This is a genomic window from Actinomadura sp. WMMB 499 (genome assembly GCF_008824145.1).
Lineage (GTDB): Bacteria > Actinomycetota > Actinomycetes > Streptosporangiales > Streptosporangiaceae > Spirillospora.
In genome coordinates, this window is record NZ_CP044407.1 from 5,731,579 (window position 1) to 5,743,755 (window position 12,177).

Genomic DNA, 12,177 nt, shown 5'->3' on the forward strand with positions numbered 1-12,177 from the left:
CTCCCCGAACGGGCCCGACGGGAGGAGTTCGGGCCGACATCTTTAGTTGCATCCGATTCGTGCAGTATGGTGCTGCTGGTCTAGTCCGGACTAGACCAGTCGCCGAGGCGGCGACCAGCGACCACCGCGTCACGGAGCGTGCGCAGAGATGTCACTACTGATCACGGCCGAAAGCATGATCACCACCCCTGGCGGGGGTACTACCCGCGTGCTCTCCCCGGGATACGTCCGGATCGAGAACGGCGTGATCGCCGAGGTCGGCGAGGGCCGCCCGGACGGGACGCCGGACGTCGAACTGCGCGACGGCCTGCTGGCCCCCGGCCTCGTCGACCTCCAGGTGAACGGGTTCTACGGCCACGACATGGTCGACGCCGGCGAGGACGGCTGGCGCACGGTCGTCTCGCGCCTCCCGGAGACCGGCGTGACGTCGTTCCTCCCCACGTTCATCACCGCGCCGGTCGCGACGCAGGCGGACGCGCTGCGCCGCACCCGCGACCTGCTGCCCCGGCTCCCGGACGGCACGCGCGTCCTGGGCGTCCACCTGGAGGGGCCGTTCCTGTCGGAGAAGCGCAAGGGCGCGCACAACGCCGCGTTCCTCACCGACCCGGCGCCTGCGGACATCGCGACCATCCTGGAGACCGGCCTGGTCAAGCTCGTGACCCTCGCGCCCGAACGCGACGGCGCGCTCGACGCGATCCGGACGTTCACGAACGCGGGCGTCCTGGTCAGCGTGGGGCACAGCGACGCGACGGCCGAGCAGGTCGCCGCTGCCGCGGACGCGGGCGCCCGCAAGGTCACCCACATCTTCAACGCGCAGTCCGGCGTGCACCACCGCGACCCGGGCGTCGCCGCGCAGGCGCTGGTCGACGACCGGCTCAGCCCGGGCCTGATCCTCGACCTGCACCACGTGTCCGCGACGGCCGCGAGGCTCGTGTTCCGCTCCGCCGCCGGACGGACCGTCCTGGTCACCGACGCGGCGGCGTCCGCCGGGATGCCGCCGGGCACCTACGACCTGGGCGGCGAGCCGATCACCATGCCCGAGCAGGGCCCGCCGCTGCGCGCCGACGGGACGATCGCGGGCTCGGGCCTGCGGCTGGACGAGGCGGTCGGCAACGCGATCGCGATCGGCGTCGACCCGGCCGCGGCGGTGGACGCCGCGACGCGCGTCCCCGCGGACCTGATCGGCCGCCCCGACCTCGGCCGCATCGCGCCCGGCGCGGCCGCCGACCTGGTGCATCTGGGCCCGGACCACCGGGCGCATGCGACCTGGATCAACGGGCAGAAAGTCTTCGGAGGGGATTCATGACCAGCCTCATGCGCGCCGAAATCGGCCAGCAGCCGGACGCGCTGCGCCGGACGATCGACGCGCTGCTGCCGCGCACCGCGGACCTCGCGAAGCTCGCGGCGGACACGCGGCGGGTGCTGTTCATCGCCCGCGGCTCGTCGGACAACGCGGCCGTGTACGGGCGGTACCTGGTGGAGGCGCACGCGGGCCGGCTGGCGACCCTCGCCGCGCCGTCGATCGCGACGACCTACCGGCGGCGCCTGGACCTGTCGGGCGTGCTGGCGGTGGCGATCAGCCAGTCCGGCAAGACCGAGGAGATCGTCGAGACGCTGGACTGGGCGGCCGACTGCGGCGCCCGCACCGTGGCGATCACCAACGGCGAGGGCTCGCCGCTGGCGGAGGCCGCCGAGGTCGCGCTGATCACCAGGGCCGGTGCGGAGAAGGCGGTCCCGGCGACCAAGACGTACACCACGCAGCTCGCCGCGCTGTCGGTCCTCGGGCTCGGTCTCGGCGCCGACGTCGCCGCCGACGACCTGCGCCGGGCGCCCGACGAGGTCGCGGGGCTGATCGAGGCCACCGAGGCGTCCGCGGCCCTGCCCCGGATCGTGGCGGAGCTGGCGGACGTGCAGGGCGCGGTGGTGTCGGGACGCGGGATCGCGTTCGGCACCGCGCTGGAACTCGCGCTGAAGATCAAGGAGGCCTGCTACCTGCACGCGATGGGCCTGTCCTACGCGGACCTGCTGCACGGCCCGATCGCGGTCGTGGACGAACGGACGCCCGCGCTGCTCGTCGCCGCCGACTCCGGCCCGACGCTCCCCGGGACGATCGCGCTCGCCGAGCGCGTGCGGGGCACCGGCGCGCCCGTGTACGGCGTCGGCGGCGGGGCGGGCCTGGCCGCCGCGTCCACGGCGGCGCTGCCCGGCCCCGGCCTGCCCGAGTGGGTGGCGCCGCTGGGCCTGATCGTCCCCGGCCAGATCCTGGTCGAGAACCTGGCGCGCCGGCTCGGGCTCGACCCCGACGTCCCGCGCGGCCTCAACAAGGTGACTCAGACGACCTGAGCGCCGGCACCCCCGAAGACCCGTTCACCACAGGGTCCATCCCACCGGACCGAGGAGAAGACGACATGGACAAGGCCGAGGCGATCGTCGCCGCGCTGGGCGGCGCCGACAACATCGAGGAGATCGAGCCGTGCGCGACGCGGCTGCGCAGCGAGGTCTCCGACCCCGGCAAGGTCGACGAGGCGGCGCTGAAGGCGGCCGGCGCGTTCGGCGTGATGAAGAGCGGGTCGGTCGTGCAGGTCGTGGTGGGCCCGGAGGCCGACACGATCGCCAGCGACATCGAGGACATCCTCGACTGACGACCCGTCCGGCGACGTCCCGACGAACGGCGACGGCTCGACGAACGGCGACGTCCCAACGAACGGCGCTCAACGAACGGCGCTCAACGAACGGCAAGGGGCCCCCACATGACCCGAGTACTGTCCCCGGTGTCCGGCCGCGTGGTCGGCCTGGCCGGGGTGCCCGACCCGGTGTTCGCGCAGGCGATGGTCGGACCCGGCACCGCGGTCGATCCGGAACGCGGTCCCGGGCGGGCGATCGCGCCCGTCACCGGCAAGATCGTGAAGATGCATCCGCACGCGTACGTCGTGGTGGACGACGAGGGGCACGGCGTGCTCGTGCACCTCGGCATCGACACCGTCAAGCTGAAGGGCGAGGGGTTCGAGCTGCTCGCCGCCGAGGGCGACGCGGTGACCGCCGGGCAGCCGCTGGTCGGCTGGAACCCGGCGGCGATCGAGGCGGGGGGCCGCTCGCCGGTGTGCGCGGTGGTGGCGCTGGACGCCGGCGACGGCGCGCTGTCGGACGTCGTCGAGTCCGGCGAGGTGGCGAAGGGGGCCGAGCTCTTCACATGGCGGTAGAGAGCAGGGCGCTGGAGCTCCCGCTCCGCGCCGCGGTGTTCGACCTCGACGGCACCCTGATCGACAGCGAACCCCGCAACCGCGTCATGTGGCGCAAGCTGTTCGCGTCGCACGGCGTGCCCCACGACGAGGAGCTGATCGCCTCGTTCGCGGGGCGCCGCGGCCTGGAGGTGCTGCGCGACCTGCAGCACATGTTCCCGGGCCGGACGGCCGAGGAGCTGTTCGAGGAGGCGATCTCCTACGAGTCGCTGCCGGGGATGCCGCCGCCCGAACCCGTCCCCGGCGCCGTCGAGCTCGTCCGGTCGCTGGCGGACGCCGGGCTGCCGCTGGCCGTCGTGACGTCCGGGCAGCGCGCGTACGCGGAGGGGCTGCTGGCCGTCCTCGGCATCCGCGACCTGCTGGACATCGTGCTGACCGCCGGGGACGTCGCCACCGGCAAGCCGCACCCCGAGGGGTACCTGGCGGCGGCCCGCGACCTCGGTGTCCCCCCGGCGGAGGCGATCGGTTTCGAGGACGCGCCGGCCGGGGTGGCGGCCGTCAAGGCGGCCGGGATGACCTGTGTCGGCATCACCACGACCCAGCCGGCCATGGCGCTCGCCGCGGCCGACCACGTGGTCGCCGACCTGAAGGAAGTGAACGTCGCGCCGGGGCCCGCGCTGAGCGTGCCCGCGTCCGGCGCGCGACCGTGAGGGACTACGCGTCCGGTGAGGAGTGTGCAGTGAGCGAGCGCAATGTGAGGATCGAGTCGAAGGTGGGCCTGCACGCGCGTCCGGCCGCGCTGTTCGTGCAGACCGCGGCGAAGGCCCCGATGGACGTGACCGTCGCCAAGCGCGGCGGGGAGCCGGTGAACGCCAAGAGCATCCTCGCGGTGCTGGGCCTGGACGCCCGGCACGGCGAGGAGGTCGTGATCTCCGCCGCCGGCGACGAGGCGGACGCGCTGCTCGACAGCCTGGAGGCGCTGCTGGCCACGCCGGAGCCCGAAGGTGCCTGAGGGCGTGCCGGGCGTGCTGCGGGGAGCGGGCGTCAGCCCGGGTGTGGGGTTCGGGCCGGTGCGCGGCATCGCCGGCGCGGTGCCGGAGCCGCCGTCCGGTGACCGGCACGGGGGCGACGCGGAGGCCGAGACCGCGGTCGCCCTCGCCGCGCTCGAGGCCGTCGCCGCCGACCTCGAGGAGCGCGGCGACCGCGCCGCCGCGGCGGGCAACACCGACGGGCGGGACGTGCTGGGCGCGCAGGCCATGATGGCCCGCGACCCCGGGCTAGCCGACGGCGTCCGCGCGAAGGCCGGCGAGGGGACGGCCGCCGCCCGCGCGGTGTTCGAGGCGTTCGGCGTGTACCGCGAGATGCTCGCGGGCGCCGGCGACTACCTCGCCGCCCGCGTCACCGACCTCGACGACATCCGCGACCGGACGATCGCGCGGCTGCTCGGGCTCCCGATGCCCGGCGTGCCCGAGTCGGACGAACCGTTCGTGCTCGTCGCCCGCGACCTCGCCCCCGCCGACACCGCCGTCCTCGACCCCGGCAAGGTCGTCGCGTTCGTCACCGAGGAGGGCGGCCCGACCAGCCACACCGCGATCATCGCCCGCACGATGGGCGTGCCCGCCGTCGTGGCCCTGCCCGGCGCGACCTCCCTCGCCGACGGCACCCCCGTGCTCGTCGACGGCGCCGCGGGCACCGTCCGTCCGGACCCGTCCGGCGCCGAGGTCGACGCCGCCCGCGCGGCCGCCGCGGCGCGCGCGTCCGCGCTGGCCGAGTCGACCGGGCCGGGCGCCACGAAGGACGGGCACCCGGTGCCGCTGCTGGCGAACATCGGCGGCCCGAAGGACGTCGATGCGGCGCTCGCGAACGGCGCCGAGGGCGTCGGCCTGTACCGCACCGAGTTCCTGTTCCTCGACCGGGCGGCGCCGCCGTCCGACGCGGAGCAGGAGGAGGCGTACCGGAAGGTGCTGGAGGCGTTCCCGGACGGCCGCGTGGTCGTCCGCACGCTGGACGCGGGGGCCGACAAGCCGCTCGCGTTCCTGCCGCCCCCCGGCGAGGAGCCCAACCCGGCGCTCGGCGAGCGCGGCCTGCGGATGGCGCTCGCGCACCCCGACGTGCTCGCCGCGCAGCTGCGGGCGCTCGCCCGTGCGTCCGCCGGGACGACCGCGAAGCTGCAGGTCATGGCGCCGATGGTGACGGACGCGGCGGAGGCGGCGTTCTTCGCCCGCGAGTGCGGCAAGGCCGGGATCGAGAGCGCGGGCGTCATGATCGAGGTGCCGGCCGCCGCGCTGCGCGCCCGCGACCTGGCGTCGGAGGTGTCGTTCTTCAGCATCGGCACCAACGACCTGACGCAGTACGCGTGCGCCGCCGACCGGCAGATCGGCAACCTGGCCCACCTGCAGGATCCGTGGCAGCCCGCCGTCCTCGACCTGGTCGCCCCCGCCGCCGCGGCGGGCGTCCCGTGCGGGGTGTGCGGGGAGGCCGCGGGGGACCCGGCCCTCGCGTGCGTGCTCGTCGGGCTCGGCGTGACGTCGCTGTCGATGAGCGCCCCGTCCCTGCCGCTGGTGCGGGCGGCCCTGGCCCGGCACACCCTGGACCAGTGCCGGGACGCCGCCGCTGCGGCGCGCGCCGGCCGCAGCGCCGCGCAGGCGCGCGACCTCGCCCGCGAGCACCTCCCCGGCCTGGACGAACTGGGCGTCTGAGGTCCGTCGTTCGAGGTCCGGCCGCCGGGGCGCCCGCCCCGGCGGCCGGCCCGTCTCAGCGGTAGCTCAGCCCGTGCCCGACCGGCTGCCCGCCCGCCGGGACCGGCAGCCTGCCGGTCGGCGCGGCGGTGCCCGCCAGCACCCGCGCGAGGCCCAGCACCGAGGGCGTCCCGGACGAGTACGCGGCCAGCGTCGCCGCCGCGCCGCGCGCCGAGTCCAGGTCGTACGGGCTGCCGAGCGCGGCCACGACCACCGGCTTCCCGCCGAGGGCCCGGATCCGCGCGGCGGTCGCCGACCCGGCGTCGTCCGTCGTCAGGACCGTGACGTCCGCCGAACCGGGCGCCGCCGTCCGGACGCCCTGGGCGCGCAGCGCTTCGGTGAGCGCCGCGGCCTTCGGGCCGGTCACCGCGACCGTCTTCCCCTTGAGCGGCAGCGTCCCGCCCTTGTCGGCGACGAGCGTGACCGCCCGCTCCGCGACCTGCCGGGCCGTCGCCTCGTGCTGCTCGCCGCCGATGACCGACGCGGCCTTCGCCGGGTCCGCGGGTGCCCGGCCGAACAGCCCGCGCCGCTGCTTGAGCCGCAGGATCCGGGTGACCGACGCGTCCAGCCGCCGCTCCGTGATCTTCCCGGACTCGACGGCCTTCAGCACCGCCCCGTACGCCTCGGGCAGATCGGGCGGCATGAGCAGCTGGTCGGCGCCCGCCTGCACGGCCCGCACCGCGACGGCCCCGTCGCCGTACTCCGACCGGACGCCCTGCATCCGCAGCGAGTCGGTCGTGATCACGCCGTCGTACCCCAGCCGCTCGCGCAGCAGCCCGGTCAGCACCGTCTTCGACAGCGTCGCCGGATCGCCCGACCCGTCGAGTTTCGGGACGACGATGTGCGCCGTCATGATCGCGTCCACTCCGGCGCCGACCGCGGCCCGGAACGGCGGCGCGTCGATCTTCCGCCACTCGTCCGGGGTGTGCTCGATCACCGGCAGGCCCGTGTGGCTGTCGGTCTCGGTGTCGCCGTGGCCGGGGAAGTGCTTGGCGACGGCCGCGACCCCCGCGTCCTGGTAACCCTGGACGGCCCCGGTCACCATCTGCGACACCCGTGCCGGGTCCGACCCGAACGAGCGGACGCCGATGACCGGATTGTTCGGGTTCACGTTCACGTCCGCGACCGGTGCGTAGTCGAGGTTGATCCCGACCGCGCGCAGCTCGGCGCCGGTGACGCGCGCGGCGGCGCGGGCCTGCGCCGGATCGCCGGTCGCGCCCAGCGCCATGTTCCCGGGGAACCGGGTGATGAACGGCGTGCGGGTGACGAGGCCCTGCTCCTCGTCCACGCCCAGCACCAGCGGGATCTTCGACGCCTTCTGCAGCGCGTTCGACTGCGCGGCCGTCTCGCGCGGCGAGCCGAAGTTCTCCGGGAAGTAGATCAGGCCGCCCACGTGGTACCGCCGGATGGTGCGCAGGGCGTCGGCGCGGCTGTAGAAGGTCGGGACGAACAGCTGCCCCACCTTCTCGCGCACGTCCATCTTCGCGACGTGCCCGGGGATCCAGGCGTCGGCCGGCGGCGAGGACGCGCGCGCCGGCGCGGACGCGGCGGCCCCGCCGCGCCCGTCCGTCCCGCCGCCGTCACTGCACGCGGCGAGCGTCGACGCGCCGAGCGCGCACGCCGCCGCGATCACGAGCGAACTCCGTGGAAAACGCACCTGACCAGGCCCCCGACATGGACTCGTCTCCGGTTCATGGGTCGTCACAGGGTAACCGCGCGCGGTGGGTGCGACGGGGCCGCGGCGCCGTCCCGGCCATCCCGCTAGACGGGCAGGGGATGCCCGAGCCTGCGCAGCGCCAGGCCCGCCGCGCCCACCGCGCCGTCGCCCGCGCTGCGCGGCGCCTCGGCGAACCGGTGCCGCAGGCCCGTGCGGACGGCGTCGGCGACCGGGCCCTCGCGCAGCACCGAGCCGTGCATGACGACGGGCGCGCGCGGGTCCGCCAGCGCGGGACGCACCGCGTCCACGTCCCGCAGCAGCGACGCGGCGGCCTCCTCGGTGATCCGCTTGGCGACCGGATCGCCCGCGGCCGCGGCGGCGGCGACGACCGGGCCCAGCCGGCCCAGGGCCGAGGCCGGACGGCCGTAGACCTCCTTGATGATCGCCTGCGCGAGCTGCGGGTTCGGCGGGGTGCCGGGATGCTCCGGATGGCCGGGCGGGCCGTCCGGCGGCGGGGGAGTCTCGTGCACCAGCACGGCCGTCCCGCCGCCGGACGGCAGCGTCGCGGGCTGCGGCAGGACGGGCACGCCCGCGGGGCCGTGCGGACCGTGCACCGCCGCGGATCCGTGCGGGACGTGCGGGGAGTGCGCGCGCGCCGCCGTCCGGTGCGCCCTGTGCTGCCGCCGCCGCGCCGCGTCGATCTCCGCGACGATCGACGGGCCGAGCAGCGCGCGCGGCACCGAGTCGGTGAGCAGGGTGGGGGAGCCGCGGCCGTCGTAGGCGGCCAGCGCCGCGCGGACGGCCTCCTTGCCGAGCCACACCGCCGAACCTTCGTCCCCGACGAGGAAGCCGTACCCGTCCGCGCGCTGCACGATCGTCCCGTCGCTGATCACCGCCGCGCCGGCGCCGGTGCCGGAGAAGACGACGATCCCTTTGGGGCGGCTGGTGCCGGCGGCGAACGCCACCGCGATGTCGGTCACCACCGCGGGGGCGCCGCGCAGGCCCAGCGCCTGCCAGGCGCGCCGCGCCGCGGCCACCGCCGCGGGCCGGCCGGCCGAACCGGCGCCGGCGATCCCGAAGACGCCGGTGAGGACATGGGTGCGGTCCAGGTCTCCGAGGGCCTCGCGCAGGGCGGTCGTCAGCGCCCCGGCGGTGTCTCCACCGGAGTTGGGGTTGGCTCCGGGGCCGGTGCCGGAACCGGCCAAGGCTCCCCCGAGAGTCAGTACGACACAGCGGGTCTTCGTGCCACCCGCGTCTATACCGACCACATACGGACCGGCCAAATGGGTCAACACATGGCGAACCGTAGCCTTTTCTACCGTTGACGCGACATTGTGCACGTAAGAAACTTTCTTCCATGAGGAAACCCATCGGACCCGAGCCGGGGGGCACGGGGGCGCCCGGTGCACCCGGGGACGAGGCGCCGGGCAAGGACCCGACGCCGCTCAGCACAGTGGTGCGGGTGCGCTCGCTGCTGCCCTCACTGCCCCCCGCCGAGCGACGGGTCGCGCAACGCGTCATCGACGATCCAGAGGGGGTCGCCAACTCCACCATCACCGAACTCGCACAGAACTGCGGGACGTCCGAGACCACCGTCATCCGGTTCTGCCGGGCGATCGGCTTCCACGGCTATCCGGAACTGCGGCTGACCCTGGCCACCGAGGCGGGACGCGCCCAGACCGCCAGCGGCGGCCGGGTCATCGGCAGCGACATCAGCCCGGACGACTCGCTCGAACAGATCGTGGAGAAGGTCACCTTCGCCGACGCCCGGGCCGTGGAGGAGACCGCCTCCCAGCTCGACATCAAGATGCTGGAACAGGTCGTCGACGCGGTCGTCGCCGCCGAACGCGTCGACGTCTACGGGGTGGGCGCCAGCGCGTTCGTCGCGGCCGACTTCCAGCAGAAGCTGCACCGCATCGGCCGCGTCTGCTCGGCGTGGGCGGACGCGCACATCATGCTCACCAGCGCGGCGGTCCTGGGCAGCGGCGACGTGGCCATCGGGATCTCCCACACGGGCGCCACGGTCGAGACGATCGACGCGCTCGAGGTCGCCAAGAGCAACGGCGTCACCACCGTCGCACTCACCAATTTCCCGAAATCACCCATCGCGGAGGTGGCCGATCTGATCCTCACCACTGCGGCAAGGGAGACCACCTTCCGCTCCGGCGCCACCGCCAGCCGGCTGGCGCAGCTCACGGTGGTCGACTGCCTCTTCGTCGGTGTCGCGCAGCGCACCTACGGGTCTACCCGCAAGGCCCTCGAAGCCACGTACGAGGCGGTCCGCGGCCGGACCGTGCGACCCGACCGGAGGCGTCGGTGATCGATTGCGAGCTCCCCACGGAGGGGCGGAACCCCCGGACCCTCGACGTCGACACGCTGCCGACCATGGAGGTGCTACGCCTGATCAACTCCGAGGACGCGACGGTGCCGATGGTCGTGGCGTCCGTCCTGCCCGAGGTCGCCCGGCTGGTCGACCTCGCCGTCGGCTCGCTGCGCGCGGGCGGGCGCGTCCACTACTTCGGCGCCGGCACCTCGGGACGGCTCGCGGTGATCGACGCCGCCGAGCTGCCCCCCACGTTCGGCATCTGGGGTCGCGTGGTCGCCCACCACGCGGGCGGGCCCGGGGCGCTGTCCCAGGCCATCTCCGACGTGGAGGACGACGCCGAACTCGGCAACCGGGACGCCCGCGACGTGCGTCCCGGCGACATCGCCATCGGGATCGCCGCGAGCGGCCGCACCCCCTACGTGGTCGGCGCGCTGCGCGCGGCCGCCGCCGTCGGGGCCCGCACCGCGCTGATCAGCTGCAACCCGCACACCCCCTACGGCGACGAGGTCGAGGTGCACATCGGGCTCGCCACCGGGCCCGAGGTGATCAGCGGCTCCACCCGGATGAAGGCGGGCACCGCGACCAAGCTGGTGCTCAACAGCTTCTCCACCACGCTCATGATCAGGATGGGGCGCACCTACTCCAACCTGATGATCAGCGTGAACGCGCTGAACGCCAAGCTGCGCGCCCGCCTGGTGCGCATCCTCACCGAGGCCACCGGAATGGACGCCCGGACGTGCGAGAACGCGCTGGCCGACGCGGGCGGCAACACCCGGGTGGCACTCGTCTCCCTGCTCGGCGAGGTGCCCGCCGCACGCGCCACGCTCGTCCTCGAGGAGACCGACGGCGGCGTCCGGGAGGCGCTGCAACGACTGAGATCCGCCTGACGAAGGCTCGGGCCCGGCCCGGCCGCGAGCCCTCGCGGTCATCCCCGCACTGACCGCTACCCCGTTTCGCCGGCAGCCACCGGGCGGAACAGGCCCGCCGGATCGCCCCCACGGGGCGATCCGGCGCGGTCGGGTGGTCCACCCTGTCAGCCGTACCGGCGGAGTTCCTGCCCGGCGACGGTCCGGACGTGCACCTCGTCCGGACCGTCGAAGATCCGCATGGCGCGCAGCCACGTGTACATGCTCGCCAGCGGCGTGTCGTCGGAGACCCCGGCGCCGCCGTGCACCTGGATCGCGCGGTCGACGACCTCGTGCGCGATCCGCGGCACCACGACCTTGATCGCCGCGATCTCCGACCGGGCGCCCTTGGCCCCCGCCCGGTCGATCAGCCACGCGGTCTTCAGCGTCAGCAGCCGCGCCTGCTCGATCGCCATCCGCGACTCCGCGATCTGCTGCCGCACGACCCCCTGCTTCGCGAGCGGGGCGCCGAACGCCACCCGGTCGAGCGCGCGCCGGCACATCAGCTCCAGCGCCCGCTCCGCCATCCCGAGCGCGCGCATGCAGTGGTGGATCCGTCCGGGGCCCAGCCGCGCCTGCGCGATCATGAACCCGTCGCCCTCCTCCGCGAGCAGGTTCGACGCGGGCACCCGCACGTCCTCGAACAGGATCTCCGAGTGGCCGTGCTGGTCCTGGTTGCCGAACACCGGCAGGTGCCGCAGCACCCGCACGCCCTCCGTGTCCCGCGGCACGAGGATCTGCGACTGCTGCCGGTGCGGCGCCCCGTCCGGATCCGTCTTGCCCATCACCACGAAGATCTTGCAGCGCTCGTCCGCCGCGCCGGTGATGAACCACTTGTGGCCGTTGATGACGTACTCGTCGCCGTCCCGGACGATCGACGTCGTGATGTTCGTGGCGTCCGACGAGGCCACCGCGGGCTCGGTCATCGCGAACGCGCTGCGGATCTCGCCGTTCAGCAGCGGCTCGAGCCAGTCCCGCTTCTGCTGCTCGGTCCCGAACATGTGCAGGAGCTCCATGTTCCCGGTGTCCGGCGCCGCGCAGTTCACGGCCTCCGGCGCGAGATCGGGGGACCGCCCCGTCAACTCCGCCAGCGTCGCGTACTCGACGTTCGACAGGCCCGAGATGTCGGGCAGGAACAGGTTCCACAACCCCCGCTCCCGCGCCTCGGCCTTCAGTTCCTCGACCACGGGCGGCAGCGCGTGCGGATCGTTGGCCGCGCGCCACGCGGCGTAGACGGGCTCGGCCGGATAGACCCGCTCGTCCATGAACTCCTGGAGTCTGTCCCGGTACTCCCGGGCCTTCGGGCTGAGTTCGAAGTCCATGCGCGCAGTCTTGCAGAACGCGATTCGGTTCCGGTGCGCGGGCCCGGGGG

Annotated in this window: 12 protein-coding genes; 9 read left to right on the forward strand and 3 right to left on the reverse strand. The window is 74.6% G+C overall.

The genetic code is table 11. The annotated features are described in order from the left end of the window. The first annotated feature begins 148 nt into the window (after window positions 1-148). From nagA to ptsP, 7 genes are all read left to right on the forward strand, one after another. Window positions 149-1,306 carry an N-acetylglucosamine-6-phosphate deacetylase gene (gene nagA / locus F7P10_RS25795; protein WP_151012999.1) on the forward strand — a complete coding sequence of 386 codons (1,158 nt, stop codon included), beginning with the start codon at window positions 149-151 and terminating at the stop codon, window positions 1,304-1,306. After that, window positions 1,303-2,343: an SIS domain-containing protein gene (locus tag F7P10_RS25800; RefSeq protein WP_151013001.1), complete on the forward strand. Its 1,041-nt coding sequence runs from the start codon at window positions 1,303-1,305 to the stop codon at window positions 2,341-2,343. Before nagA ends, F7P10_RS25800 begins: the two co-directional genes overlap by 4 nt. Window positions 2,344-2,408: 65 nt before the next feature. Continuing rightward, window positions 2,409-2,642: a glucose PTS transporter subunit EIIB gene (locus F7P10_RS25805; RefSeq protein ID WP_151013003.1), complete on the forward strand. Its 234-nt coding sequence runs from the start codon at window positions 2,409-2,411 to the stop codon at window positions 2,640-2,642. Window positions 2,643-2,750: 108 nt separating this feature from the next. Continuing rightward, entirely contained in the window at window positions 2,751-3,200 is a 450-nt protein-coding gene (locus tag F7P10_RS25810; RefSeq protein WP_151013004.1) for a PTS glucose transporter subunit IIA, read from the forward strand. Further along, window positions 3,191-3,889, forward strand: a complete 699-nt coding sequence (locus F7P10_RS25815; protein ID WP_151013006.1) for an HAD family phosphatase — start codon at window positions 3,191-3,193, stop codon at window positions 3,887-3,889. Before F7P10_RS25810 ends, F7P10_RS25815 begins: the two co-directional genes overlap by 10 nt. Window positions 3,890-3,918: 29 nt before the next feature. After that, entirely contained in the window at window positions 3,919-4,191 is a 273-nt protein-coding gene (locus tag F7P10_RS25820) for an HPr family phosphocarrier protein (RefSeq protein WP_151013008.1), read from the forward strand. After that, window positions 4,184-5,878, forward strand: a complete 1,695-nt coding sequence (ptsP, locus tag F7P10_RS25825) for a phosphoenolpyruvate--protein phosphotransferase (protein WP_218040141.1) — start codon at window positions 4,184-4,186, stop codon at window positions 5,876-5,878. The genes F7P10_RS25820 and ptsP overlap by 8 nt, the downstream gene beginning before the upstream one ends. Before the next feature lie 55 nt (window positions 5,879-5,933). On the opposite strand, the gene F7P10_RS25830 is transcribed toward ptsP, so the two are convergent. Continuing rightward, window positions 5,934-7,550, reverse strand: a complete 1,617-nt coding sequence (locus F7P10_RS25830; protein WP_254716019.1) for a glycoside hydrolase family 3 protein — start codon at window positions 7,548-7,550, stop codon at window positions 5,934-5,936. A 128-nt stretch (window positions 7,551-7,678) separates the two neighbouring features. Continuing rightward, the gene (locus tag F7P10_RS25835) at window positions 7,679-8,779 is read right to left on the reverse strand and encodes a BadF/BadG/BcrA/BcrD ATPase family protein (protein ID WP_254716020.1); all 1,101 of its coding nucleotides are present in this window, start codon (window positions 8,777-8,779) and stop codon (window positions 7,679-7,681) included. A gap of 152 nt (window positions 8,780-8,931) precedes the next feature. Here F7P10_RS25835 and F7P10_RS25840 point away from each other — a divergent pair, with 152 nt between their 5' ends. Both F7P10_RS25840 and F7P10_RS25845 read left to right on the forward strand, forming a co-directional pair. Beyond that, complete coding sequence (locus tag F7P10_RS25840) at window positions 8,932-9,894, forward strand: MurR/RpiR family transcriptional regulator (RefSeq protein WP_254716021.1); 963 nt, start codon at window positions 8,932-8,934, stop codon at window positions 9,892-9,894. Further along, the gene (locus F7P10_RS25845) at window positions 9,891-10,787 is read left to right on the forward strand and encodes an N-acetylmuramic acid 6-phosphate etherase (RefSeq protein ID WP_151013013.1); all 897 of its coding nucleotides are present in this window, start codon (window positions 9,891-9,893) and stop codon (window positions 10,785-10,787) included. Before F7P10_RS25840 ends, F7P10_RS25845 begins: the two co-directional genes overlap by 4 nt. A 146-nt stretch (window positions 10,788-10,933) precedes the next feature. Here the strand turns inward: F7P10_RS25845 and F7P10_RS25850 are convergent, their stop codons facing one another. Beyond that, window positions 10,934-12,127, reverse strand: coding sequence for an acyl-CoA dehydrogenase family protein (locus F7P10_RS25850; RefSeq protein WP_151013015.1), 1,194 nt, complete (start codon window positions 12,125-12,127; stop codon window positions 10,934-10,936). Window positions 12,128-12,177: the final 50 nt, after the last annotated feature.